The organism is Microbispora sitophila (assembly GCF_014892245.1).
Lineage (GTDB): Bacteria > Actinomycetota > Actinomycetes > Streptosporangiales > Streptosporangiaceae > Microbispora > Microbispora siamensis.
In genome coordinates, this window is record NZ_JADBGC010000013.1 from 84700 (window position 1) to 110043 (window position 25344).

A 25344-nucleotide genomic window follows, 5' to 3' on the forward strand; every position below is an offset into this window, starting at 1 on the left:
AGTGGCGCAAGCCCTCGACGACGACGCCAAACGACTGGCGGAACTCGGCTACAAGCAGGAACTGGCCCGCACCTGGAGCGGGTTCTCCAACTTCGCGATCTCCTTCTCCATCATCTCGATCCTGGCCGGGTGTTTCACCACCTTCAGCCAGGCGTGGAACAACGGCGGACCCCTTGCGATCTCCATCGGCTGGCCGCTGATCTCGGCGTTCATCCTGATCATCGGGTTCTGCATGGCGGAGCTGGTCTCCGCGTACCCCACGGCGGGCGGCATCTACTGGTGGGCCGCGAAGCTGGGCAGGCCGGTCCACGGCTGGTTCACCGGCTGGCTCAACCTGATCGGCCTGATCGCGGTGACCGCGTCGGTCGACTACGGCTGCGCGACGTTCCTGAACATCACGATCGGCCGGTTCAGCGACTCCTGGGCCAACGGCGACGCGCTGCGCCAGACGTTCCTGCTGTTCGCGATCGTCCTGGTGCTGCACGCGTTGATCAACATCTTCAGCCACCGCCTGATCTCACTGCTGCAGAACGTCTCGGTGTGGTGGCACGTGTTCGGCGCGGCGGCCGTCGTGCTGATCCTGATCTTCGGCCCGTCGAAGCACCAGAACGTGGGCTTCCTGTTCGAGACGTTCAACCACTCCGGATTCGGCGACGGCGACTCCGGCCCGGCGTTCTGGCTGTACGTGCTGCCGCTGGGCTTCCTGCTCACGCAGTACACGATCACCGGCTTCGACGCCTGCGCCCACGTGTCGGAGGAGACCCACGGCGCGGCCCGCACCGCGGCCAAGGGCCTGTGGCAGTCGATCTTCTACTCCGCGATCGGCGGCTGGATCCTGCTGCTGTCGTTCCTGTTCGCGGCCACGAACGTGGACGCCGTCGACGCCGAGGGCGGCTTCGTCGGAGCCATCTTCACCTCGTCACTGTCGTCCAGCCTCGCCACCGTCGTCTTCGGCATCTCTACGATCGGGCAGTTCTTCTGCGGCATGAGCTGCGTGACCTCGATGTCGCGGATGACGTACGCGTTCTCCCGGGACGGCGCGGTGCCGGGCTGGCGGCTGTGGTCGAAGGTCGACCGCAACCGCACGCCGGTCAACGCGATCATCGGCGGCTGCGGGGTCGCGCTGCTGATCACGCTGCCCGCGCTCTACGCGCCCGAGGGCACGACGACCCCCGTGGCGTTCCTCGCCGTGGTGTCCATCGCGGTGATCGGGCTCTACCTCGCGTTCCTCATCCCGATCTGGCTGCGCCTGCGCGCCGGGGACTCCTTCCAGCCCGGGCCGTGGACCCTCGGCCGCAAGTACAAGGCGTTGTCCTGGATCGCCGTGATCGAGATCGCGATCATCTCGATCTACTTCATCCTGCCCATCGCCCCCGCGGGCGTCCCGGGCACCAAGGACTTCACCTGGACGTCGGTGAACTACGCCCCCATCGCGGTCGGCGCCGTACTCATCGGCATCGCCCTGTGGTGGCACCTGTCCGCCAAGCACTGGTTCACCGGGCCCCGCCGTACTGTCGACGATATCGGCGAGCCCGAGCACGTGGCCTGATCTCCCCGTGTACGGCCCGCCCCACCCGGGCGGGCCGTACGCTCGTCTGGTGATCGACGACGCTGGGCGCACGCGCCGCCTTGCCGCGCTCGCCCGCACGGCCCTGGCGGCCTACGACGTGCAGGTGGCCCGCCTGACCGCGATGGCGAAGGGCTTCAACACCACCTTCCGGGTGGACGGCGCGGACGGCCGTCGTTACGTGCTCCGCGTCCAGCGCCCCGACGGCCCCAGCCCGGAGATGGTCAGGTCGGAGGCCCTGTGGCTGCGGGCCCTGCGCCGCGACACCGCGCTGGCCGTCCCCGAACCGATGCCCACCCGTACGGGCGACCTGCTGACCGTGGCCGAGCACGCGGAGGTTCCGGCGGCGCGCAGCTGCGTGCTGTACCACTGGGTGGACGGCCGATTCCTGGACTCCACGCTCACCACCGCGCACCTGCGCCGGGTGGGCGCCTTCACCGCTCACCTGCACCTGCACAGCGCCGGGTGGACGGTGCCGGCCGGTTTCACCCGGGGACGCGTCGACGCCGTCACCGAGCTGAGCCGCCGCACCGCGACCCCGCCACAGGAGGAGGCCGAGCAGGCGGCACGCCTGGTGGAGCGGGTGCATTCGGCGGCGGGCGCCGAGATCGTCCATATGGTGACGGACCGCGTCCGGCGCGTCCGTGACGCCCTGGGCCACGGCCCGGACGCCTACGGGCTGATCCACGGCGACCTGCACCAGGAGAACTATCTCTTCCACCGCGGCGAGGCCCGCGCCATCGACTTCGACGACTGCGGGTACGGCCACTTCGTCTACGACCTGGCCGTGACCGCGAGCGAACTCGCCCACCTGCCACACGCCGCGGATCTGCGTGCCGCCCTGCTCGCGGGATACCGCGCCGTACGGCCGCTGCCCGCGAGCCACGAGGACGCGATCGGGGACTTCACGGCGTTGCGCCGGCTCCAGCTCACGCTGTGGGTGTTGCAGGAACGGGCACAGCCGATGTTCCGCGACGACTGGCGGGATCGGGTGACCCGCGGCCTGGAGAGCGCGGCCCGGGCCCTGTGACCGCCGGCGTCAGGAGGCCTCGAACGCCTCCGCGACGACTCTGCGGGTCTCCTCCATGGAGGCCCGTCCGAGCTCGCGGGCGATCGAGGTCATCTCCACGTCGGGCATGCCACAGGGGACCGCGAGGTCCCACGGCGTGAGGTCGCCGTCCACGTTGAGCGCGAAGCCGTGGCTGGTGACCGACCGGCTCGACCGCATGCCGATCGAGACGATCTTCCGCCCGGTGTCCCGGGTCCATACACCGGTGAGCAGCTCCGATCCGGGCGGGGTGTCGCGGCGCTCGGCCGGGACGCCGAGCGTGCCCAGCGCCTCGACCAGCCGCAGCTCGACCTCGCGGATGTAGTCGACCACGCCCTCGCCGTCTCGCAGCTTCACGATGAGATAGCCGACGAGCTGCCCGGGCCCGTGATAGGTGAGCTGGCCGCCGCGACCCGTCGGCACCACGGGGATGCCGGCCGACGGGTCGGGCAGGTGGGTCTCCAGCGTCCGCTTGCCGACCGTGAAGACCGGCGGATGACTGAGCAGCCACAAGGTGTCGGGCCGCGCGTCGTCCTGCCGTTCCTCGACCAGCGCGGCCATGCGCTCCATGGCCTTCTCGTAGTCGACCAGGTCGTCCTGGACCAGCGTCAGGGGCCGTTGCCGCATCATCGCTCACCTCTCCTGATGTGAGCATAAACGGGCCCGCGCGGCCGCGTGCCGCCTACCTGCGCCCGTACGAGTAGTCGTAGCCCGGGGCGGAAGCGGCCGGGGCCTTGGGGAACAGCACCCACATGATGAGGTAGGCCACGAACTGCGGACCCGGCAAGATGCAGGACAGCAGGAACAGCACCCGCACGACCGTCGGCGACATGCCGTACCGGTCCGCGATCCCCCCGCAGACGCCAGCGATGATCTTGTGCTGCCTCGATCGGTACATCGATCGGCTCCTTTCGTCATCCGGTTCAACGGACGGCGTCGGAAGACACGTTCCACGAGGAACCCTGAGAAAACCCCGATCCCCCGACCCTGAGGTAACAGGGACCTACCCGCGCTGCCAGGGCGCGCCCGGTACGACCAGCGGGCCGCCCGTGACCGGGTCCGGCACGACGACCGACGTGAGCCCGAAGACCTCGTGGACCAGATCGGCGGTGATGACGTCGCTCGGTGCGCCCTGGGCGACGATTCGTCCCGCCTTCATGGCGATGAGGTGGTCGGCGTAGCGGGCGGCCTGGTTGAGGTCGTGCAGGACGACGACGACGGTCCGGCCGCGCTCGCGGTTGAGCTGCCGGACCAGGTCGAGCACCTCGACCTGGTGCGCGATGTCGAGGTATGTCGTCGGCTCGTCAAGCAGCAGGAGGTCGGTGTCCTGGGCGAGGGCCATCGCGATCCAGGCCCGCTGCCGCTGGCCGCCGGACAGCTCGTCGACCAGCCGCTCCGCGAGATCGCCGGTCGCGGTGCGGTCCATCGCCTCGCCGACGGCCTTCTCGTCCGCCTCCGTCCACTGCTGCCACCACTTGTGGTGTGGCTGCCGCCCGCGGGTCACCAGTTCGGAGACCGTGATCCCCTCCGGCGGCACCGGGGTCTGCGGCAGCAGCCCGATCTCCTGGGCGACCCGTCTCGTGGGGATGCGTGCCAGCTCGGTGCCGTCCAGCAGGACCGAGCCGCGCCGCGGCTTGAGCAGCCGGCCCAACGCGCGCAGGAGGGTGGACTTGCCGCACGCGTTGGGCCCGATGATGACGGTGACCTGCCCGTCCGGGATCTCCAGGTCGAGGCCGTCCACGACCGTGCGGTCCTCGTACGTGAGCACGAGCCCCTCGGCCCTCAGGCGGTTGCCGGTCATGCGGTGCCTCCGGAACGGCTGCGAGTGCGGACGATCAGCCACATCAGATACGGGGCGCCCACCGCCGCGGTGAACACGCCGACCGGCAGCTCGATCGGGGAGAACAGCTTGCGGGCCAGCAGATCCGCGATGGTCACGATCAGGGCGCCGGTCAGCGCGGAGCCGATCAGGGGGATCTGTGCGGTGCGGGTGAGGCGGCGGGCGATCTGCGGGGCGAGCAGCGCGACGAAGTCGACCGGGCCTGCCGCGGCCGTCGCCACCGATGCCAGGACGACGCCGAGGACGGTCAGGCACAGGCGGACCCGGCCGAGCCGTACGCCGAGAGCGGTCGCCGTGTCGTCGTCGAACGACACCGTGCGCTGGGCCCGGGCCGCCCAAAGCAGCGCCGGCGTCAGCACGAGCAGGATCGAGGCGAGCGGTAGGGCATGGTCATAGCCGCGACCGTTGAGCGATCCGGTGAGCCAGACCTTGGCCTGCTGGGCCACCAGGTAGTCGCCCTTGGTGAGGAACAGCTGGGTCAGGGAGCCGAGGGCCACCGAGATGCCGATGCCGATGAGCACGAAGCGGGCGGCGTGCAGGCCCCTGCGCCAGGCGAAGACGTAGACCAGCGCCGCAGCGGCCAGGCCGCCGAGGATCGAGACGTACGGCAGGGTGGTGTGCGCGGTGACGCCGAAGGTCATCGCGGCGACGGTCGCCGCGCCCGCGCCCTGTGTCACACCGATCACGTCCGGACTGGCGAGCGGGTTGCGTGCCACGGTCTGGATGAAGGATCCGGCGACGCCGAAGGCGGCGCCGGCGAGCAGACCGACCACGAGGCGGGGCATCCGCAGGGTGCCGACCACGAACTCGTCGCGGCTCGGCTGCCCCCCTTTAAAGGCAGAGGAGAGCACGCGGACGACCTCCCTGGGATCGACGAAGGACTCACCGACGCACAGATAGACGACGGCGGTCACCGCGAGCACCGCGCCGAGCACGGTGGCGACGAGGGTCGCTCTGCGGTGCAGCAGGAAGCTGCCCCGCCCCGCGCGCAGGACGGAAAAACCGGTGGGGCGCACGGTCACGCCGCCACCACCGCCTTCCTGCGTACCAGTGCGATCAGGAACGGTACGCCGAGCAGTGCGGTCATGACGGCCACCGGCACCTCCGAGGGCGGGAAGACGACGCGGCCGAGGACGTCCGCGACCAGGAGCATCACGGGACCGAGCAGGGCCGCCGTGGGAAGGACCCAGCGGTGGTCCGTGCCCACGAGCGCTCGCGCGATGTGCGGGACGGCCAGGCCGGTGAAGGCGATCGGACCGGCGGCGGCGACCGCGACGCCGGTCAGGACGGTGGCGCCGAGACCTCCGAGGATCCGCAGCAGGGGGACGTTGTGGCCGAGCCCCTTGGCCACGTCCTCTCCGAGCGCGAGCGCGTCGAGCCCCCGGGCCATCGCGGCGACCAGCAGCAGCCCCGCGAGGAGGAACGGCCAGGTCTGACCGGCGATCTCAGCGCTCCGGCCGCTGATCGAGCCGACATGCCAGAACCGGAACTCGTCCAGGGCCTCGGCGTCGGTCGTCACGATGCCGGAGACCACGGAGGCGAGCAGGGCGTTCATCGCGGTGCCGGCCAGGGCGAGCTTGACCGGGGTGGCGCCGCCGCGCCCGCCGCTGGCGATGATGTAGACGGCGACCGCCGCGATCCCCGCGCCCGCGAAGGCGAACCACACATAACCGCTCAGCGAATGCACTCCGAGGAACGCGATCGCGCACACCACGCCCACCGAGGCGCCCTGGCTGACGCCCAGGATGCCGGGCTCGGCGATGGGGTTACGGGTGATGCCCTGCATGACCGTGCCGGCCACGGCGAGGGCGACGCCGACCATCACCCCGATGAGGGTGCGCGGCACCCGCAACGACCGTACGACCTGGGCGTCGTCGCTGCCGCCGCCGTGCACCAGGGCGTCCACCACCACGCTCGGCGCGATCTGGCGGCTGCCCACCGCGAGGCTGAGCAGCACGGCGAGGACCAGCAGTCCGGCGAGGGCCAGCAGGAGCGCGCCCCCGGCCGTCGGGCCGATGCGGCGTCGGGTGGCACGGGTCATTCGTTCGCTTTCTCGGAGCCGGTGAGGGACCGCGTGCGCCTATCCGGCGAGGTACCTCTCCAGATCCCCGACGACCTCCATGGCGGCGGTGACACCGAGGCCGAGATACCAGGTCTCGTCCGGGACCTCGTAGGCGTGCCCGGCCTTGACCGCCTTGAGGTTCTTCCACAGCGGATTGCCCTGGACCGCCGACTTGTCAGTGGCCTTCGGATCGCCGTAGACACCGGTGAAGATGACGTCCGCGTCCGCCTGGTCGATGTTCTCCGCGCTCACCTCCGCGGCGAGGTCGGGGATGTTCTGGTTGGCCGGGCGCGGGATGCCGGCGTCCTGGAGGATGGTGCCGATGAAGGAGGCGTTGGCGTAGAGCCGGATCACGCCGTCGGGCAGGAAACGCACCATCGAGACGACGGGCTTGTCGTCGCCCAGCTTCGCGCCGAGGTCCTTCACCTTGCGGTCGTACTCGGCGAGTTTCGCCTTGGCCTCCTCGGTCTTGTCGAGGGCGGCCGCGTTGAGGAGGTAGTTCTCCTTCCAGGTGAAGCCGGGACGGATGGAGAACACGGTCGGGGCGATCTTCGACAGCTCGTCGTACTGGTCGGCGGCGCGCAACTGGCTGCCGAGGATCAGATCCGGGCGCAGCCCGGCGATCGCCTCCAGGTTGAGGTTGTTGATGGTGCCGACGTTCTTCGGAGTGCCGGCGTCCTGCTTCAGATAGGACGGCAGTTCGGGAGACCCCTCGCTGGGCGCGAAGCCGACCGGCTTGACGCCCAGGGACACGACGTTGTCGAGCTCTCCGACGTCCAGGACGACGACCCGCGTGGGCGGGGCCTTGATCTCGGTCGTGCCCATGGCGTGGGTGACGGTGCGCGGCCACTCGCCCGGTTTGGCGGCGGTGCCCATCGCGGCGGTCTTCTCCGCGGCGGTGCCGAAGTCCTTGCCGCCCTTGGCGACGGCCTTCTTGGCGGCCTCGGCGGGCGTGCCCGCGTCCGCGCCGGGGCCGGAGGAGGCGCCGCAGGCAGCCAGTGAGAGTGCGACCGCGACGGCGCCGATACCGAGACCGATACCGCGGTGCCGGAGAAACATACAGGGCTCCCTGCCGAGACACTATTAGGTAAGCCTTACCTTATAGGGATCTCTCCTCGTTTCATCAAGCCCGAAAAGTGTGGTTATGGTCACTGAAGCCGTCCAGCGCGAATCTCGCTGGTGATCTTCCTCCGGGAGAGGGCATATAGGGAGGCAAAAGACCGTCCTTGGAGTCTCATATGGATATAGCGACCCTGCAGGCGCAGACCCGCCTGTACCTGCGCCAGAAGATCACCGTGATGGTGAACAGGTACGTCGTCCATGTGGCTCTCCCCGACGGTTCGGAAGGCGAGGTCGTGGCCTTCGCCGAGCAGAAGCGGATGGCCCTCAAGGAGCAGGTGACGCTCTACACCGACGAGTCCCGGCAGGCGACGCTGGCCGGGTTCAAGGCGCGCAAGGTCCTGGACCTCGCCGGCGAGTACGACGTGGTGGACGACGCCGGGAACCCCGTCGGGACGTTCCGCAAGGATTTCGGCCGGTCGCTGCTCCGCTCGACCTGGCACCTTCAGCAGCCGGGACTGCCGACGCTGACCGGGCAGGAACGGAACCTGGCGGTCGCCCTGTTACGCCGGTTCTCGGACTCGCTGGAGTGGCTGCCCTACCACTTCGACTTCAGCATCGGCGCCTCGATCGCGTTCACCGTGGACCGCAGGTGGGGCCTGCGCGACCGGTACGCCATCGAGATCCGCGACCCGCGCCTCGACCGCCGCCTGGTCATCGCCATGGCGGTGGCGCTCGACGCCCTGCAGTCCCGGTAGATCTCAGGGGATTACGGCGACAGGTGAGCCTGTTATAGTCAGCGACAAGCCGTATGGTTCTGGCTCCGCGGTCTGGTGACCGCCAGTGAACACTGATGAGCCCATACGCGCATCACATGTATTCCGCGAGCATCTCGCAGCCAACGGCCGAAGCATCACGGGCCCGACAGGCGCTGAGACGCTGCGCCTGCTCCGGCCGGACCGGCCATTTCCCCCATCAGCATGCACCCGCACATCCCAGACCCAAGGAGTTCCATGACCACCACCACTCTCAGCGTTCCCAAGCCGCGCAGCGTTTCCCGCACCACGCCGGCCCGTACGAAGAACACCCGAACCACCGAGGTCACCGGCCTGCTCGACCGGGCGGGCAGGAACACGGTGATCCGGACGAACGGCTACCTGCCCGGCCCGAAGGACGTGACCGTCCCGGCCGCGCTCGCGGACGCGCTCGACCTGCGCCGCGGCGACCACGTCCGCGGCATCGCCCAGAACGGCATGCTCACCGCCGTCACGGTCGTGAACGACGAACCCGTGAACACCGCGCGGCCTCACTTCGCCGACCTCGTGCCGATCTACCCCCACGAGCGGCTGCGCCTGGAGACGACGCGCAACGTGCTGGCCACGCGGGTCATCGACCTGTTCGCACCGATCGGCAAGGGCCAGCGCGGCCTGATCGTCGCCCCGCCGAAGGCCGGCAAGACGATGTTCCTCAAGGCCGTCGCGAACGCGATCACGACCAACCACCCCGAATGCCACCTCATGGTCGTCCTGGTGGACGAGCGGCCCGAGGAGGTCACCGACATGCGCGAGTCGGTCCGGGCCGAGGTGATCGCCTCGACCTTCGACCGTGCGCCGCAGGACCACATCACCGCGGCCGAACTCGCCGTCGAGCGGGCCAAGCGGCTCGTGGAGGCGGGCCGCGACGTGGTCGTGCTCATCGACTCGATCACCCGCCTCGGCCGGGCGTACAACGTGGCCGCGCCGAACGGCGGGCGCCTCCTCACGGGCGGCATGGACGCCCGCGCCCTGCACCAGCCCAAGAAGTTGCTCGGCGCCGCCCGCAACATCGAGGACGGCGGCTCCCTCACGATCCTCGCCACCGCACTGGTGGAGACCGGCTCGAAGATGGACGACAACCTCTTCGAGGAGTTCAAGAGCACCGGCAACATGGAGCTGAAGCTGAGCCGGAGCCTGGCCGACCGCCGCGTCTTCCCCGCCGTCGACGTCGTGGCCTCCGGCACGCGCCGCGAGGAACTTCTGCTCCACCCCGCGGAGCAGCCGCTGGTCTGGCGGCTGCGCCGGGCGTTGCAGGACCAGGAGGGGTTCGAACGCTTCCTCACCTCGATGAAGAACACCGGCTCGAACGCCGAACTCCTCCTGGCCCTGGCGAAGGGCTAGATCCCGATCGGATGCCAGACGGTCTTGGTCTCCAGGAATGCCGTCATCCGCTCGATGCCGGGGTCGGCGAGCCAGTCCACACGATCGGCCGGCGGCCGGAGCACCCGCTTGAGGTTCTCCGCGGCCAGTTCCTCACACGTGACGGCCAGCTCGGGGTCGGCGCCCGTCAGGTCGATGCCGTTGACGTCCATGTGGCCCGCGAGCCAGGGGGCGATCTCGGCGGCCGAGCCGGTGAGGATGTTCACCACCCCGCCCGGCAGGTCGGAGGTCGCCAGCACCTCGGCCAGCGTGATCGCCGGCAGCGGCGCGCGCTCGGAGGCGACCACCACGCAGGTGTTGCCGGTCACGATCACCGGCGCGATCACGCTGACCAGTCCCAGCAGCGGTCCCGCCGGCGGGGCCACCACCGCGACCACGCCCGTCGGCTCCGGGCTCGACAGGTTGAAGTACGGCCCGGCCACCGGATTGGCCGACCCGAGGACCGCGCCGATCTTGTCGGACCAGCCCGCGTACCAGACCAGCCGGTCGACCGCGGCGTCCACCAGCTCGCCGGCCTTCTTGACCCCCACGCCGTCGGCGTCGGCGACCTCGGCGGCGAACTGGGCGCGGCGACCCTCCAGCATCTCGGCGATCCGGTACAGGATCTGGCCCCTGTTGTACGCCGTGGCGCCCGACCAGCCGGGGAACGCCTTCCGCGCGGCCGAGACCGCGTCCCTGGCGTCCTTGCGCGAGGCCCTGGCCGCGTTGGCGAGGAAGTCGCCCTTGGAGGAGGTCACGACATACGACCTTCCGCTCTCCGAACGCGGGAACGCGCCGCCGATGAACAGCTTGTACGTCTTGCGCACGCTCAACCGTTCGGTGCGCTCACTCATCGAAGGTTCCAATCTCCAGAGGACGGGCCGGCTGATAGGTCTGGCCGCACCGGCACACGCCGCCGCGGTGCGCGAACCAGCCGTGCCGTACGGCGAAGCGGCGGGAGCGGCGGCCCCGGGAGAAGCCCTCCCCGGCCCCCGCGTGGGCCCGCCGCACCAGGCGGCGGCGCTGCCCGTCGTCGCACCTGCCGGACGGGCGGCCGGAGGGATGATCACACCGCAAGGTAGGCCTCCAGACCGTGGCGTCCGCCCTCACGGCCGTAGCCCGACTCCTTGTAGCCGCCGAACGGCGAGGTCGGATCGAACCGGTTGAACGTGTTGGACCAGACGACGCCGGCCCGCAGCCGGGACGCCATCCACAGCATGCGCGAGCCCTTCTCGGTCCACACGCCGGCCGACAGCCCGTACGGCGTGTTGTTGGCCTTCTCCACCGCCTCGGCGGGGGTGCGGAAGGTCAGCACCGAGAGCACCGGCCCGAAGATCTCCTCCCGGGCGATGCGGTGCGACTGGGCCACGCCGGTGAAGACGGTGGGCGGGAACCAGTAACCGCGGTCGGGGATCGGGCAGGCGGGCGACCACCGCTCGGCGCCCTCGGCCTCCCCGGCCTCCGACAGCTCGCGGATCTTGGCGAGCTGCTCGGCCGAGTTGATCGCGCCGATGTCGGTGTTCTTGTCCAGCGGATCGCCGAGCCTCAGCGTGCCGAGGCGCCGCTTGAGCGCCTCCAGCAGCTCTGCGGCGACCGACTCCTGCACCAGCAGCCGCGACCCGGCGCAGCAGACGTGGCCCTGGTTGAAGAAGATGCCGTTGACGATGCCCTCGACGGCCTGGTCCAGCGGCGCGTCCTCGAACACGATGTTGGCGGCCTTGCCGCCGAGCTCCAGCGTGAGCTTCTTGCGGGTCCCCGCGAGGCTCCTCGCGATGAGGCGGCCGACCTCGGTCGAACCGGTGAAGGCGACCTTGTCCACGCCGGGGTGGTTCACGAGCGCGGCGCCCGTCTCGCCCGCGCCGGTGACGATGTTGACGACCCCCGGCGGCAGGTCGGCCTGGCGGCAGATGTCGGCGAACGCCAGCGCGGTCAGCGGCGTGGTCTCGGCCGGCTTGAGCACGACCGTGTTGCCGCAGGCCAGCGCGGGCGCGATCTTCCAGGCCAGCATGAGCAGCGGGAAGTTCCACGGGATGACCTGCCCGGCCACGCCCAGCGGACGGGGGTTCTCACCGAACCCGGCGTACGCCAGCTTGTCGGCCCAGCCGGCGTAGTAGAAGAAGTGGGCGGCGACCAGCGGGAGGTCCACGTCGCGGGACTCCCTGATCGGCTTGCCGTTGTCGAGCGTCTCCAGGACGGCCAGCTCACGCGCCCGTTCCTGGATGATCCGGGCGATCCGGAACAGGTACTTGGCCCGCTCCGCGCCCGGCATGGCCGACCACACGGGGAACGCCTTGGCCGCGGCCTGGACCGCGCGGTCGACGTCGGCCTCCCCCGCCCACGCGACCTCCGCGAGCACCTCCTCGGTGGCCGGGTTGACGGTCTTGTGGCGCTCCTCGCCCTGCGGCTCGACCCACTCGCCGTTGATGAACAGGCCGTGCGACGGCCGGATGTCGACGATGTCCCGCGACTCGGGCGCGGGTGCGTATTCGAACATGCCTCAGTCCAGCCCTCAGTCCAGCGTGAAGTAGTCGGGACCGGCGTACCGGCCGGTGGCCATCTTCTGCCGCTGCATGAGCAGGTCGTTCAGCAGCGAGGAGGCGCCGAGACGGAACCAGTCGGCGTGCAGCCAGTCCGGTCCGGCGGTCTCGTTGACCAGCACCAGATACTTGATCGCGTCCTTGGTGGTGCGGATGCCGCCCGCGGGCTTCACGCCCACCTTGCGGCCGGTCGCGGCCAGGAAGTCGCGCACGGCCTCCAGCATGACGAGCGTCACCGGGAGGGTCGCGGCAGGCGACACCTTGCCGGTCGAGGTCTTGATGAAGTCCGCCCCGGCGATCATCGCGAGCCAGGAGGCCCGCCGCACGTTGTCGTACGTCGCGAGCTCGCCGGTCTCCAGGATCACCTTCAGATGCGCGTCGCCACACGCTTCCTTGGTGGCGACGATCTCCTCGTACACCTTGAGGTAGTCGCCGGCGAGGAACGCGCCGCGGTCGATGACCATGTCGATCTCGGCTGCTCCGGCGGCCACGGCGAGGGACGTCTCGGCGACCTTCACCTCCAGGGAGGACCGGCCGCTGGGGAACGACGTGGCGACGGAGGCCACCTTCACGCCGGATCCGGCGAGGGCCTCCACGGCGGTCGCCACCAGGTCGGGGTAGACGCAGACGGCGGCGACCGGCGGCACCGACGCGTCCGCGGGGTCGGGCCGCACCGCCTTGGCGCACATCGCCCTGACCTTGCCGGGGGTGTCCGCGCCTTCCAAGGTGGTGAGGTCGACCATTCCGATGGCCATGTCGATGGCCTGCTTCTTGGCGGTCGTCTTGATGGATCGCGTGCCCAGCATCGCGGCCCGGGCGTCCGCCCCGACCCGGTCGACCCCGGGAAGTCCATGCAAGAACGCCCGCAGCGTCGAGGGTGAGGAGGCGACCTCCGCGAGCGGAGTAGTCATAGTTGGCACGAGACCAGCATCCCCGACCAGTCGGAATGATTCCAAACCCGGGGATCCCGGCGTCCCTAAGGCATCGCCTTACCCGCCTTAGAAGTCCTATGCCGTAAGGCCGTGCCAGAGATAGGGCATCCGCCCGATGTGCCGCACCACGCCTTAGACCGAACCTTGAGGAGTACGGAAAGAGACCCGAAACAAGGAGACACAGCGATGGGTCCCGAACTGCACTACCAGGTAATGATCAGCCGGGCGACCGAGCTCCAGGAGGAGGCCGCCGACCACCGCCGCGCCCGCCAGGCGCAGGCGGGCAGGAAGGCTCAGCAGCGCTCCGGCCAGCGCCGGCTGCGTGCGGCCTTCGGCAAGCTCCGCACCTCATGAGACGCGTACGAAGGCCCGGCCGGACCCTCCCTCCCGGCCGGGCCTTTGAGCCGCCATGACGACGCGGTGACGACAGCGTGACGCGTGCCATGAAAAATCATGCGAAGCCACGCAAAGGGTCATGACATGCTTGAGGACATGACACGCCGGGCGGTGAGCCCCGTCTTCGTCGGGCGGGGCGCGGAGCTTGAAACCCTGGGCGAGGCCTACGACCAGGCCAGAAAGCAGATCACCGCGGCGGTGCTCATCGGCGGCGAGGCGGGCGTGGGGAAGACCCGCCTCGCCGGCCGGTTCGCCGAGCAGGCCGTACAGGACGGCGCCCACGTGCTTGTCGGGGGCTGCGTGGAGCTGTCCGCCGAGGGGCTGGCCTACGCGCCGTTCACCGCCGCGCTGCGGCAGCTCGTCCGGGAGTGCGGCGCGGCCGAGGTCGCCGCCCTGCTGCCCGACGGCGCCGCCCGCGACCTGGCCAGGCTGCTGCCCGAGTTCGGCGAGCCGAGTGGCGACGGGGAGACCGAGTCGGCCCGCGCCCGACTGTTCGAGCTGATCCTCGCCCTGCTCGAGCGCCTCGCCGAGCGGCGGCCGGTGGTGCTCGTCATCGAGGACATCCACTGGGCGGACCGCTCCAGCCGGGACCTCATCGCCTTCCTCAGCCGCAACATCAGGTCGGCTCCCGTCCTGATGGTCATGACGTACCGCTCGGACGAGTTGCACCGCACCCATCCCCTGCGGCCGGTGCTGGCCGAGCTGGGGCGGGTCGACGGCGTGGTTCGGGTGGACCTGCCCCGCTTCACCCAGGACGAGGTCGCCGCGCAGATGGCCGGGATCCTCGGGGTGACCCCCGAGTTCGCCAGGGTGGACCGGGTCTTCGAACGCAGCGGCGGCATCCCGCTGTTCGTGGAGGCGCTGCTCGACTGCGGCGACGAGTGCTCGTTCCCCGACTCGCTGCACGACCTGATCATCGGCTCGGTGGAGCGGCTGCCCGAGGAGACCCAGCGGGTGCTCCGGGTCGCCGCCGCCGGTGGCGTACGCGTCGGGCACGGCCTGCTCGCGGCGGTCAGCGGCCTGTCCGACGTGGACCTGGAGAACGCGCTGCGGCCGGCCATCGCGGCCAACGTGCTGCAGGTGGCCGACGGCGGGGCGTACGCGTTCCGGCACGCGCTGATCCGCGAGGCGGTCCACGACGAGCTGCTGCCCGGCGAGCACGCGCGGATGCACGCGCGGTACGCCGAGGAGATCGACCGCGACCGCACCCTGGTGCCCCCGGGCCGGGCGGCCATCGAGATCGCCCACCACTGGTACTCGGCCCGCGACGACCTGTGGGCGCTGATCTCGGCCTGGGAGGCGGCCGAGAAGGCGGCCAAGTCGTTCGCCTACACCGAGCAGGTCCAGCTCCTCGAACGCGTGCTGACCCTGTGGGACAAGGTTCCCGACGCCGCCGAGCGCATCGGCCACGACCACTGCACGGTGCTCGAGCGGGCCTCCGAGGCGGCGTACGTCAGCGGCGACATGGAGCAGAGCCTCAAGTACGTGCGCGGCGCGCTCGCCGAGCTGGACGAGCGGACCTCCCCCGAGCGGGTGGCCGAACTGCTGGTGCGCATGGGGAACATCAAGTCGCAGAAGGGCAAGCCCGGCGGCCTGGATGACCTGCGGCGCGCCGAGCGGCTGGTCCCGCTGCCCGGCGACATCCGCACGCTCGTGCTGACCCGGCTGGGCACCGTGCTGATCAACTCGGACGAGATCGTCGAGGGCACCGCGCTCACCCAGGAGGCATTGCGCATCGCCCGCGAGACGGGCGACAAGGTCCAGGAGGCCGACCTCCTGATCAACCTCGCGCTCGGCCACTCCATCGACGGCGACCTGGAGACCGCGTTCGCGACCAACGAGCGGGCACTGGAGATCGGGACCCGGCTCGACGCACCGCGGATCATCCTGCGTGCCCTGGCGAACAACGTCGACGCCCTCGACAACCTCGGCCGCTCGGAGGAGGCCGTGGCACTCGCCCTCAAGGGCGAGAAGCTCGCCCGGCGGTACGGCAGGTTCCGCCAGCACGGGGTGTTCATCGCCAACAACCGGGCGGAGGCGCTGGAGTCGCTCGGCCGGTGGGACGAGGCCGTCGAGGTCATCGAGCGGGCCATGACGATGGGACCGACCCTGCGCAACCGGTGGCACATGCTGCGCGTCCGGGCCGACATCGCGATCGCGCGCGGCGAGGAGGACCTGGCGCAGGACATCCTCACCGAGGTCGGCGCCTTCTCCCCACACCGGGACGAGCAGACGCAGGAGTGGACGAACAACACCCGCCTGGTCCTCGCCTGGCACATGCTGCGCGGCGAGCCGCTGACGGCCCTCGACGTGCTGGAGGCGGCGCTTGACGACCCGCCGCTGTCGCGCAAGGCGATGCTCGCCGGGCGGCTGCTCGCCTCGGTCCGGTATGTCTGCGACGCGGCGGCTCCGGTCGCCCCCGACCGGGTGGCTCCTGTGCGGGAGCTGGGCGACCGTCTGGCCGTCAACCTGGGCGACGGGCCGGTGAACGAGGCGTTCGGGCTGGTCTACCGGGGCGAGTTCGACGCCGCGGCCGAGGCGTGGCAGCGGCTGGGCCGTCCGTACGTCCGGGCCAAGGCGCTGCTGCACGGGGCCATGGCCGCCGCCGCGAGCGGCGACCGCGAGGGGGCCTCGGCACGTCTGCGTGAGGCCTGCCCGCTCGCGGTCGCGCTGCGCGCCACCCCCCTGGTCACCCAGATCGAGACGCTGGCCCGCCGCGTCGGCTCACCTCTCTCCGACGCCACGCCGTCCGAGCCCGTACGGCAGGCCGATCTGACCCCCCGCGAGCTGGAGGTGCTGCGCCTGGTGGCGGCCGGGCGCAGCAACCGGGACATCGCGGCCGAGCTGTTCATCTCGGCCAAGACCGTCAGCGTGCACGTGTCGAACATCCTGCCCAAGCTGGGCGTGTCGACCAGGGGAGAGGCCGCCGCCGCGGCCCACCGCCTGTCCCTCCTCGATTAGGCGAACGGGACTCAGGCGAGCGGGACTCAGGCGAACAGCGGCTCGGCCAGCAGCAGCACGCCGAACACGGCGAACGCGGCGGCCGCGCCGTACTTGATCCACTTCTCTGGCAGGCGCGCGCCGAGGAACCGGCCGACCAGGATGGCCAGCGCGTCGGCGGCGACCATGCCCACGGTCGAGCCGACCCACGTGCCGAACCAGCCGTGCTGGGTGGCCAGCGTGATGGTGGCGAGCATGGTCTTGTCGCCCAGCTCGCTGAGGAAGAACGCCACGGCGACGGCGATGAACGCGTTGCGGGTGGTCCGGGCCGCCTTGCCCTTCTCCTCCTCGGTGAGTTCGTCGCCGCGCAGGGTCCACGCCGCGAAGGCGAGGAACGCGAGGCCCGCGATGATCGAGATGGCGGTGGTGGGGAGTGCGTCGCCCACGATCCTGCCGAGGCCGACGCTGAAGAGGTGGACGAGCGCGGTCGCGGCGGTGATGCCGGCCAGCACCGGCCCCGTCTTGAAGCGGGTCGCGAAGGTCAGGGCCATGAGCTGGCTCTTGTCGCCCAGCTCGGCCACGAAGATGACGACGAGTGAGATCCAGAGGGCTTGCACGGGGTCGCCTTCCTACAGGGGAGGTGCGACCGGGCCGCCGTACGACACCCGGGGAGTTCGGGCACGACTTCGGCCCGGCAGCATGTGGTCATGACTGTCGGGCCGAAGGTCTCGTCCGCCACGAGGGCTCCACGACCGGGCGGACGAACCGCCAGTGTGTCGATCAGTGGATTCTGGACTACTCCCCTTCGGTGTTCTCCGAGTTTATCCGAGCTAAAGACTCGCTCCCACCAGCACGGGTTCGTTGACGAGCCACACCCCGAACTTCTCGTGCACGCCGTCGCGCACCTCGCGGGCCAGCGCCAGCAACTCGGCCGCGCCCGCCTCGCCGGAGGGGTTGGTGAGGGCCAGCGTGTGCTTGGTCGAGATGCGGGCCCGGCCCTTCTCGTAGCCCTTGGGGAACCCGGCGTTCTCGATCAGCCACGCCGCCGGCACCTTGACCGTGCCGTCGGGCAGGTCCCAGCGCGGATGGCCGGGGGCCCGCAGCGCCAGGGCGGCCGCCTCCTCCGGGCCGAGCACGGGGTTGGTGAAGAACGACCCCGCGCTGCGCGTGTCCGGGTCGTCGGGGTCGAGCACCATGCCCTTGCCCCGCCGCAGCTCCAGCACCGCCTCCCGCGCGTCGGCCAGCGGCACCCGCGCGCCGATCTCCACCCCGAGCCGGGCGGCGAGCTCCCGGTACGCCACGGGCCCCGACAGCGGGGAGCGCTCCAGGGCGTAGGTGACGGCCAGCACCACGTGCCGGCCGGGGTCGTGCTTGAACGCGCTGTCCCGGTAGGCGAAGCCGCACTCGGCCGCCGTGAGGTCCCCCACCTCGCCGGTCACCCGGTCGTACACGCGGACGGCGGCGACGGTCTGCGAGACGTCCTGCCCGTACGCGCCGACGTTCTGGATCGGGGTGGAGCCCACCAGCCCGGGAACGCCCGACAGGCACTCGACCCCCGACCAGCCCTCGGCCACGCAGCGGGCGACCAGGGCGTCCCAGTCCTCCCCCGCCTGCACGATGACCAGCGCACGCCCGTCCTCGACCGCGACGTCGACGCCCCGGGTGGCGACGCGCACCACGAGCCCGTCGAACCCGTCGTCGGACACCACGAGGTTGCTGCCGCCGCCGAGCACCAGCACGGGCTCGCGCTCACGGTCGGCCTCGGCCACGGCCGCGACCAGCTCGTCCTGCGTCTGCGCCTGCGTGAACGCCCGGGCCGGTCCGCCCGTACGCAGGGTGGTGTACGGGGCGAGCGGCACCCCTGCCAACCGGTCAGCCATCGGTCTCCTCGCACCCGGAACATGCCGACGAACAGGATAGCTATCCGCGGTCCTCGCGCTCCGCCTCGGCGATCGACTCGTCGACCCTCGAGGTGGCCGAACTGCCGTCCCACAACAGCTGGGAGGCGACCACCGACGGCTCGCCCGAGGGGGTCAGTGCGGTCTCGATCGTCCCACCGGGAGCGACGTCCCGCTTGACCTCGGTGATCTCTTCCGGGCCCGCGGCTGCGGCGGCCTCCCTGGCGTTCCGCGCCCGTGGGCGCGGCATCGCGCCGCCGTGGGCGTCGCCGGCCTTGCCGGGGTCCTGGGTCTCCGCGGCGACGCCGGCGGCGTCGCCGTGCTCCCGCTGGGTGGTGACCGGCTCGTTCTTCGCTTCGATGTCTCGCTCGCTCACGATCCGACCGCTACCCAGCACCGCCACGGCCAATCGGGCCGGCCGGGAGGGGGCGCTCAGGAGAGCTGGACCACCGCGCGGGCCTTGGACAGGACGCGGGCGTCGCCGGACCTCGCGGTCAGCGCGACGACGACGCGCTTGTCCTCACGCTTGTCCTCGACGACCCCGCTGATCGTGATCGTCGCGCCGTTGTCGTCGTCCGGCACCACGACCATGGACGAGAACCGCACGCCGTACTCCACCACCGCGCCGGGGTCGCCCGCCCAGTCCGTCACGAACCGGCCGCCCTGCGCCATCGTGTACATGCCGTGCGCGATGACGTCGGGCAGGCCGACCGCCTTCGCGTACCGCTCGTTCCAGTGGATGGGGTTGAAGTCGCCCGAGGCGCCGGCGTACCTCACCAGGTCCACCCGGCGGACCCGGTATTCGACCGCCGGGATCTCCTGGCCGGTCTCCACCTCGTCGTACTTGACCGTCGCCGCCATGATCAGGCCGCCCCTCCCCGCTCCACGATGATGTTGTACGTGCGGCAGACCAGCTCTCCCGAGGTGGTCGAGACGTCGCTGCGCAGGGTCAGGAACTCGTTGCGGCCGACGCTGCGGATCTCCGCGACGGTCGAGGTGCACACCAGCTCGTCGCCCGCGTGGATGGGCCGCTCGTACTCGAACCTCTGCTCGCCGTGCACGACCATCGCGAAGTTGAGCCCGAGGTCGGGGTCGGCGAGCGCGTCACCGGTCCCGAAAAGGCTGAACACGATGGGGAACGTGGGCGGCGCGACGACGTCCGGGTGCCCGGCGGCCACGGCGGCCTGCCTGTCGTGGTAGATCGGGTTGGAGTCGCCGATCGCGGTGGCGAACTCGCTGATCTTCACGCGGCTGACCTCGTAGGGCGCGGACGACTCGTACGTCCGCCCGACGAAATCACGGTTCAAAGGCATCGGGCCGGGCTCCTTCGAGATGAGCTGGGTAGGCCGTACCGTAACAGACCCGCACCGGCGAACACCGGCCCCGCACCGTGCGGACACGACACCGGCCGGACACGACAAACCGGCGCCCCCGGAAGGGAACGCCGGTGTCGGAAGTGCGTGCGGTCCGTGCCGTAACCTAGCGGGTCTCGCGGTGCGCCCGGTGCGTCTTGCAGTTGGGGCAGTACTTCTTCAGCTCAAGCCGATCCGGGTCGTTGCGCCGGTTCTTCCGCGTGATGTAGTTGCGGTGCTTGCACTCCTGGCAGGCCAGCGTGATCTTCGGCCTAACGTCTGCGGCAGCCACGTGGGAGTGCCTTTCTGCGTTCGGGACTACTGGACAACCCACACCGGGGTCCCCTTGTTCAGGTGACCCGGCAGGGTAGTAGCGGAGGCCGGACTTGAACCGGCGACACAGCGATTATGAGCCGCTTGCTCTGCCTGACTGAGCTACTCCGCCTCGGCCGGAAACTGGATCCGGCCACGCAAGGATACCCGACCTGTACGGCTATTCACGCATCGGGATCAGCCATGATCGAGATCGGTCTTCCGATGGGAACGAGGTGTCCCCACCAAGCCGAAAGCCCCACCCTGCAGCGCTCAGTCAGAAACACTGCTTGGATAGGACTTTCCGGCTAGAGCCCCCAAACGGAATCGAACCGTTGACCTTCTCCTTACCATGGAGACGCTCTGCCGACTGAGCTATAGGGGCGGGTCCGCTTGCCGCTCTCGCGCTGCGGACAGGTGTAACCATACACGGCCACGGCGGTGTGCGCGAATTCGAATCTCCCCTCCGGCGCACGGCTCAGGGCGTCGGCAGCACCCCGGACAGGTCGGCCTCGGGACGGTGCCGGACAGGCACATCGGCCGTGACCGCGTACCGGCTGAAGTAGCCCTTACCCTTCACCGGGATCACGCTGCTCAGCGTCACCGTGGCGGCGTACGGCGCGTCCGCGCACTCGGGCAGGCACCAGGTGCCGCTGATCTTGCCCGCGCCGGACGCCCGGGTCGGCCCCCAGGTCCGCCAGGTGACCCCGCTCATCGTGCTGAACTCCGAGAGCACGAGGTTCGCCGGCCGCTGCTCGGCCCTTCCCCGCTCGGAGTTCTGGAGATTGAGCACGTACACCGGCGTCTCGGCCGCGGAGCCCGTGGGCGCCGATCCGCAGCCGCCGACGGCGAGGCAGAGCGCGGTGACGGTGACAGGCAGATAGACAGGCAGACAGACAGGCAGGCGCATCGATTCCCCCTCGGCACTCTGAGTGCCCAGGGCCCGCCGCTGTTACGCCTGTGACCTGGCTATTTGACGGCCGTACGGGCGTCGCCTGCCCTGGCGGGCAGCGGGATCACCTCGCAGAGATCGGCGAGGTCGACATACCGGGCGACTTCCTCGACCGAGAGGCAGTCGGCGACCACCTGACCGTTGCGCCGCACCCGCAGCACCTGGCGGTCGCGGCGGTACGCGGGGACGATCTCGTAACCGTCCGGTCCCACCCATCGGCTGTCCATAGGGGAACAAGCTATCGGGTTTTCCCCACGGCTATCTCCCGTCCCATGGGAATCGTCTTAAGTAGGGTCTTAATCGACCCCAAGTGCCGGGCCGCACAGTGAGTGTGACGCACCACCGTCCCCCACGTTCACGAAGGGTCTTCCGATGTCCGACACCCCCAACCTGCTGGGCTTCCGCATCGCGCACCGGGCGATGCGCACCGACTCCCGGCGCCTCGCCGACGTCACCGCCGAGATCGCCGCGGGCCGGCAGTCGTGCGGCCCGGAGCGCGCCGCCGCCATCCGTGAGTACGCGACCAAGCTGTGCCGCGGCATCCACCACCACCACAAGGCGGAGGACGACCACCTGTGGCCGCTGCTCGTCCGCTCGGCGGGCGCCGAGATCGACCTGAGCGAGCTGAGCGAGGACCACTCCGAGCTCGACCCGCTGCTGGAGGAGATCCAGGCGGTCGCGGGCGACCCGGCCGAGCTGGCAAAGCCGCTGCGCCGGCTGGCCGACCTGCTCGACGAGCACATCCAGGAGGAGGAGCGCACGATCTTCCCGATCATCATGCGGCACGTCTCCGGCAAGGACTGGGAGGAGATGGAGCAGCACGTGCGCAAGGGCGGGGACCTGCGCTTCGAGCTGCCCAGGATCGAGCAGCACGCGCGGCCGGAGGAGCTGGCGGAGCTGCGCAAGCTGGCCGGGCCCGTCCTGGTCGTCATGCTGGCGCTGATGCGCCGCGCCCACCGCCGCCGCGAGCGGCTCATCTTCGGCGCCGCGTGAGCGCCCGGCGGGCGGCCTCCTCCCAGTGCGGGGAGCCGACCTGCCGGGCGACCTCGGCGGCCCGCAGATAGTGGGCCTCGGCGTCGCCGGGCCGGCCCAGGAACACCGCCAGGTCGCCGAGCGTGTGCGCGACCGGCCCGAGCGTGACCGAGCCCGAGTGCAGGCCGGCCAGCTCGCCGTCGGACGACAGCAACAGGCGGTAGCACTCCTCGGCCGCCGCCCGGTGACCGAGCGCGATCACGTTGTCCGCGCGCAGAGACATGAACACGAGCCAGTAGTAGTCCCGGCGGGGGACCCGCGCGGAGGCCCAGACCACGCGGGCCTCCTCCAGCCGGCCGGCATCGACGAGCGCCCGCGTGTACAGCTCGCCCACGTCCTGCGGCAGGCGTTCCCACAGAGCGGCGAGCTCCTCCACCGACTCGTGGACCCGCCCCGCCGCCAGCTTGACCACGAAACGGCCGACCGTCCCCACCATCGCGCCGTTGGCGTCACCGGTGCGGGCCAGCTGCTCCCCGAGCTGCGTGTAGACGCTCTCGGCCCGCTCGAACTCGCCCCTGACCAGCAGGTGCAGGGCGTCAAGGAAGGCGAGGATGCCGAGGGCGAGGCCGAGCTGGCCGCTCGTCGACAGCTCCATGGCCTTGTCGGCGTGCCGGCGGGCCGTGGTCCAGTCGTTGCGGCTGAGCGCGGCCATGAGCAGCGAGAAATGGCCGAGCGTCTGATATCCGAGCAGCCCGGCGGCGGCCGAGGCGGCCAGCAGATCGTGCCCGAGCGTCTCCAGGTCGTTCCGCCTGTCCGGGGTCAGGCAGACCCAGTAGCGGCCGTTGAGCGCCATGCAGCGCAGGCGGAGGTCGCCGAGGGCGTCCGCGATCGCCAGCGCCTCCGCACTGGCCGCCTCGATGCGTTCCGGGTCGTGTCCTTCGAGCGCGTGGCAGAGGGCGACGAGCGTCCGGCAGCGCAGCTCCCCGGCCTCCGCGGGCAGCGACTCCTCGATCGCCGCGACGAGATCGGCGTCGAGCGCGCGGCCGGGCTGGATGGTCCAGATGACCGGCGCGTCGAGCGAGGACACCGCCCGCGCCACCGCCACACGACTCCCCATCTGACGGGCCACCGCGAGCGCCTTCGTCCGGTTGTGCACCGCCGTGATCACGTCGCCCGCGTGCGCCTGCGCGGACACCAGACGGCACAGGAGGTCGAGGCGGACGTCCCCGGGCGCGTCGCTCGCCCCTTCGCCCAGCAGGTCGAGCGCGCCCAGCGCGCCCTCCAGCAGCGCCGCCGCGTCCCTGTGCGCGTACAGCGCGGTCGCCTGGCCGGCGGCCCGCGCCGCGTACTCGGCCGCCGTGAGGGCGGTCGCGGTCGTCGCGGCGGCGAGCGCGTGGTGCCCGAGCGCCCCCACGTCGCCGGGGCGCACCCGCTCGAGCGCCGCCACGACCTTGCCGTGCATCCGCGTACGGCGCAGCCTCGGGATGTCCTCGTACAGCGTCTCGCGGACGAGCACGTGGGCGAAGCGGACGCGGCCGGGGCGCGGCTCCTCCAGCAGGCCGGACAGCACGCCCGCCTCCAGGCCGTCGAGCACGGTCTCCTCGTCGGCCCCCGGCATGGCGATCAGCACGTCGGCGTCGGCCTCCCGGCCGAGGACGGCGGCGTTGCGCAGCGTCGTCCGGGCCGTCGCGGGCAGCCGGGCGAGGCGGCGGCGGATGAGGTCGCGCACGCCGGGCGGCAGCGCGTGGGCCGCCGACGGGCCGTCCACCGCGAGCAGCCGGGCCGTCTCGGTCACGAACAGCGGGTTGCCGCCGGTCCGCTCGGTGACCGTGCGCACCGTGGCCTCGTCGACCCGCGTGCCGGAGCGTTCCGCGAGCAGGCGGGCCACCTCGCGTTCGCCGAGGCCGCCCAGGGTGATGTTCTCCATCGACTGCACGGCGAGCGCCGCCCCGGTGGCCGTGAGGTCGTCGCCCGCCTCGGCCGGCCGGTGCGTCAGCAGGACGAGGACCGGCGTCCGCGTCAGGCGGCCCGCCAGGTGGCGCAGGAGCTGGAGGGTCTCCTCGTCGGCCCGGTGCACGTCCTCCAGCACGATCAGCAGCGGTCCCGGCACGCCCTCCAGGTAGTCGCCGGCCGCCCGCGCCAGCCAGAACTGGCCCACGGGCGCGGCGTCGTCGGTCAGCAGCGGCGCCAGCCTGGCCGCGGTCTCGGGTTCGGGCGGGCAGGTCGCGGACAGCTCTCGCAGCACCTCGCTCCACGCCCACGCGGGCGGCACGCCGCCCGTCGTCTCGGGACAGCGGCCGACCACGGTCTGCCAGCCGTCCGCCGCCAGGCGCCGCACGAGCGCGTCGGCCAGCGTGCTCTTGCCCGAGCCGGCATCCCCGCCGAGCCAGGCGATCCGGAAGCCGGCCCGGGCCTGCTCCGCCGCGGCGGCCAGCCTGGACAGCTCCGCCGTGCGGCCGACCATGCGGACGGGCTCGGGGTCGGGAGTGGGCGCGGGAGCCGGGACCACGGGAGCCCGGACCACAGAAGGCACGTCGAGCGACGCGGCCTGCCCGAGGATGTCCGCCTCCACCGCGCGCAGGGCGGGCCCGGGATCGACGCCGAGCTGGTCGGCCAGCAGGTCGCGGGTCCGGCGCAGGACCGCCAGCGCCTCCCCCTGCCGCCCGGCCCGGTAGTAGGCGAGCGCGAGCAGCCGTACGGCGTTCTCGCGCAGGGGATGGGCGGTGAGGTGGCGCTCCAGCTCGGGGACGACCTCGGCGTGGCGGCCGAGCGCGAGCCCGGCCTCGGCGCGGTACTCCACCGCGACCGCCCGGAGCTCGTCCAGGTGGACCACCTCGGGAACGGCCCACTCCTCCTCGCCGAACTCCGCGTACGCCGGGCCGGTCCACAGCGCCAGCGCCTCGCCCACAACCTCGAGCGCCTGCGCGTGCCGCCCCTCCGCGAGCAGGCCGGCGGCGGACTCGACCAGCCGGGGGAAGCGCCAGGCGTCCACGTCGCCGGGCTCCAGGGCCAGCCGATAGCCAGGCGGAGCGCTGACCAGCACGCGGGCGGGGGCGCGGGGGGCGCGGCCCGGCTCCAGTGCCCGCCGCAGGTTGGAGACGTAGACCTGGAGCGCGCCCAGCGCGCGCGGCGGCGGCTGGCCCCTCCACAGGTCGTCGACGAACCGGTCGGTCGACACCACCTGTCCCTGGGCGCAGACCAACCGGGCCAGCACGGCGCGCTGGAGCGAGGTCCCGAGGTCGGCGGGGCGCCCGTCGACCGCCGCCGCGATCCGCCCCAAAACCCGCAGTTTTACCATGACGG

At 71.3% G+C, this 25344-nt stretch carries 26 protein-coding genes and 2 tRNA genes; 7 read left to right on the forward strand and 21 right to left on the reverse strand.

Going from position 1 to position 25344, the window contains the following annotated elements:
- Position 1: 1 nt before the first annotated feature.
- Both IL992_RS23970 and IL992_RS23975 read left to right on the forward strand, forming a co-directional pair.
- Entirely contained in the window at positions 2-1549 is a 1548-nt protein-coding gene (locus IL992_RS23970; RefSeq protein ID WP_193205627.1) for an amino acid permease, read from the forward strand.
- 49 nt (positions 1550-1598) lie between these two features.
- Positions 1599-2597, forward strand: a complete 999-nt coding sequence (locus IL992_RS23975; RefSeq protein ID WP_319018782.1) for a phosphotransferase enzyme family protein — start codon at positions 1599-1601, stop codon at positions 2595-2597.
- Between the two features lie 9 nt (positions 2598-2606).
- Here IL992_RS23975 and lipB read toward each other — a convergent pair whose 3' ends face one another.
- The 6 genes from lipB to IL992_RS24005 all read right to left on the reverse strand — a co-directional run bounded on the left by lipB (position 2607) and on the right by IL992_RS24005 (position 7576).
- Positions 2607-3242 (reverse strand): lipoyl(octanoyl) transferase LipB, encoded by a 636-nt coding sequence (gene lipB / locus IL992_RS23980; RefSeq protein WP_204049291.1) that lies wholly within the window; start codon positions 3240-3242, stop codon positions 2607-2609.
- 55 nt (positions 3243-3297) lie between these two features.
- Positions 3298-3513: a PspC domain-containing protein gene (locus IL992_RS23985; RefSeq protein WP_030510798.1), complete on the reverse strand. Its 216-nt coding sequence runs from the start codon at positions 3511-3513 to the stop codon at positions 3298-3300.
- Between the two features lie 105 nt (positions 3514-3618).
- Positions 3619-4416: an ABC transporter ATP-binding protein gene (locus tag IL992_RS23990; RefSeq protein WP_193205630.1), complete on the reverse strand. Its 798-nt coding sequence runs from the start codon at positions 4414-4416 to the stop codon at positions 3619-3621.
- Positions 4413-5477 carry a FecCD family ABC transporter permease gene (locus IL992_RS23995; RefSeq protein ID WP_193205631.1) on the reverse strand — a complete coding sequence of 355 codons (1065 nt, stop codon included), beginning with the start codon at positions 5475-5477 and terminating at the stop codon, positions 4413-4415. Before IL992_RS23995 ends, IL992_RS23990 begins: the two co-directional genes overlap by 4 nt.
- The gene (locus tag IL992_RS24000; RefSeq protein ID WP_193205632.1) at positions 5474-6496 is read right to left on the reverse strand and encodes a FecCD family ABC transporter permease; all 1023 of its coding nucleotides are present in this window, start codon (positions 6494-6496) and stop codon (positions 5474-5476) included. The genes IL992_RS23995 and IL992_RS24000 overlap by 4 nt, the downstream gene beginning before the upstream one ends.
- A gap of 39 nt (positions 6497-6535) precedes the next feature.
- A complete protein-coding gene (locus tag IL992_RS24005; protein ID WP_193205633.1) occupies positions 6536-7576 on the reverse strand; it encodes an ABC transporter substrate-binding protein in 1041 nt (346 codons plus the stop codon).
- 179 nt (positions 7577-7755) lie between these two features.
- Here IL992_RS24005 and IL992_RS24010 point away from each other — a divergent pair, with 179 nt between their 5' ends.
- Both IL992_RS24010 and rho read left to right on the forward strand, forming a co-directional pair.
- Entirely contained in the window at positions 7756-8334 is a 579-nt protein-coding gene (locus IL992_RS24010; RefSeq protein WP_193205634.1) for an LURP-one-related/scramblase family protein, read from the forward strand.
- Positions 8335-8589: 255 nt separating this feature from the next.
- The gene (gene rho / locus IL992_RS24015; RefSeq protein WP_193205635.1) at positions 8590-9732 is read left to right on the forward strand and encodes a transcription termination factor Rho; all 1143 of its coding nucleotides are present in this window, start codon (positions 8590-8592) and stop codon (positions 9730-9732) included.
- On the opposite strand, the gene IL992_RS24020 is transcribed toward rho, so the two are convergent.
- Genes IL992_RS24020 through deoC form a run of 4 tightly spaced genes read right to left on the reverse strand, consistent with a single transcriptional unit; the run spans position 9729 to position 13198 of the window.
- Entirely contained in the window at positions 9729-10604 is an 876-nt protein-coding gene (locus tag IL992_RS24020; RefSeq protein WP_193205636.1) for an aldehyde dehydrogenase family protein, read from the reverse strand. The genes rho and IL992_RS24020 overlap by 4 nt on opposite strands.
- Entirely contained in the window at positions 10597-10827 is a 231-nt protein-coding gene (locus IL992_RS24025) for a hypothetical protein (RefSeq protein WP_193205637.1), read from the reverse strand. Before IL992_RS24025 ends, IL992_RS24020 begins: the two co-directional genes overlap by 8 nt.
- Positions 10817-12244, reverse strand: a complete 1428-nt coding sequence (locus tag IL992_RS24030) for an aldehyde dehydrogenase family protein (protein WP_193205638.1) — start codon at positions 12242-12244, stop codon at positions 10817-10819. The genes IL992_RS24025 and IL992_RS24030 overlap by 11 nt, the downstream gene beginning before the upstream one ends.
- A 15-nt stretch (positions 12245-12259) precedes the next feature.
- A complete protein-coding gene (gene deoC / locus IL992_RS24035) occupies positions 12260-13198 on the reverse strand; it encodes a deoxyribose-phosphate aldolase (RefSeq protein WP_193205639.1) in 939 nt (312 codons plus the stop codon).
- Positions 13199-13405: 207 nt separating this feature from the next.
- Here deoC and IL992_RS24040 point away from each other — a divergent pair, with 207 nt between their 5' ends.
- Together IL992_RS24040 and IL992_RS48495 are read left to right on the forward strand one after the other, a co-directional pair.
- Complete coding sequence (locus IL992_RS24040) at positions 13406-13573, forward strand: hypothetical protein (RefSeq protein WP_193205640.1); 168 nt, start codon at positions 13406-13408, stop codon at positions 13571-13573.
- A gap of 138 nt (positions 13574-13711) precedes the next feature.
- Positions 13712-16576, forward strand: a complete 2865-nt coding sequence (locus tag IL992_RS48495) for an ATP-binding protein (protein ID WP_319018783.1) — start codon at positions 13712-13714, stop codon at positions 16574-16576.
- Between the two features lie 26 nt (positions 16577-16602).
- On the opposite strand, the gene IL992_RS24050 is transcribed toward IL992_RS48495, so the two are convergent.
- The 10 genes from IL992_RS24050 to IL992_RS24095 form a co-directional block, all read right to left on the reverse strand.
- Positions 16603-17172: a TMEM165/GDT1 family protein gene (locus tag IL992_RS24050; protein WP_193205642.1), complete on the reverse strand. Its 570-nt coding sequence runs from the start codon at positions 17170-17172 to the stop codon at positions 16603-16605.
- Positions 17173-17385: 213 nt separating this feature from the next.
- The gene (locus tag IL992_RS24055; protein WP_193205643.1) at positions 17386-18435 is read right to left on the reverse strand and encodes a UDP-N-acetylmuramate dehydrogenase; all 1050 of its coding nucleotides are present in this window, start codon (positions 18433-18435) and stop codon (positions 17386-17388) included.
- 40 nt (positions 18436-18475) lie between these two features.
- Complete coding sequence (locus tag IL992_RS24060; protein WP_193205644.1) at positions 18476-18829, reverse strand: hypothetical protein; 354 nt, start codon at positions 18827-18829, stop codon at positions 18476-18478.
- Positions 18830-18885: 56 nt separating this feature from the next.
- On the reverse strand, positions 18886-19314 hold the full coding sequence (locus IL992_RS24065) for a MaoC family dehydratase (RefSeq protein WP_142561267.1): 429 nt from the start codon (positions 19312-19314) through the stop codon (positions 18886-18888).
- Positions 19315-19316: 2 nt separating this feature from the next.
- Positions 19317-19766, reverse strand: coding sequence for a MaoC family dehydratase N-terminal domain-containing protein (locus IL992_RS24070; protein ID WP_193205645.1), 450 nt, complete (start codon positions 19764-19766; stop codon positions 19317-19319).
- A gap of 166 nt (positions 19767-19932) precedes the next feature.
- Complete coding sequence (gene rpmG / locus IL992_RS24075) at positions 19933-20097, reverse strand: 50S ribosomal protein L33 (RefSeq protein WP_030510782.1); 165 nt, start codon at positions 20095-20097, stop codon at positions 19933-19935.
- Positions 20098-20176: 79 nt separating this feature from the next.
- Positions 20177-20250, reverse strand: a tRNA-Met gene (locus IL992_RS24080).
- Positions 20251-20429: 179 nt separating this feature from the next.
- Positions 20430-20502, reverse strand: a tRNA-Thr gene (locus IL992_RS24085).
- Positions 20503-20595: 93 nt separating this feature from the next.
- Positions 20596-21027: a hypothetical protein gene (locus IL992_RS24090; RefSeq protein WP_193205646.1), complete on the reverse strand. Its 432-nt coding sequence runs from the start codon at positions 21025-21027 to the stop codon at positions 20596-20598.
- A gap of 59 nt (positions 21028-21086) precedes the next feature.
- Entirely contained in the window at positions 21087-21296 is a 210-nt protein-coding gene (locus tag IL992_RS24095) for a transposase (protein ID WP_139579905.1), read from the reverse strand.
- A gap of 145 nt (positions 21297-21441) precedes the next feature.
- On the opposite strand from IL992_RS24095, the gene IL992_RS24100 reads away from it, so the two are divergent.
- Entirely contained in the window at positions 21442-22062 is a 621-nt protein-coding gene (locus IL992_RS24100; RefSeq protein WP_193205647.1) for a hemerythrin domain-containing protein, read from the forward strand.
- On the opposite strand, the gene IL992_RS24105 is transcribed toward IL992_RS24100, so the two are convergent.
- On the reverse strand, positions 22043-25339 hold the full coding sequence (locus tag IL992_RS24105; RefSeq protein ID WP_193205648.1) for a BTAD domain-containing putative transcriptional regulator: 3297 nt from the start codon (positions 25337-25339) through the stop codon (positions 22043-22045). The two genes, IL992_RS24100 and IL992_RS24105, sit on opposite strands and share 20 nt — an antisense overlap.
- Positions 25340-25344: the final 5 nt, after the last annotated feature.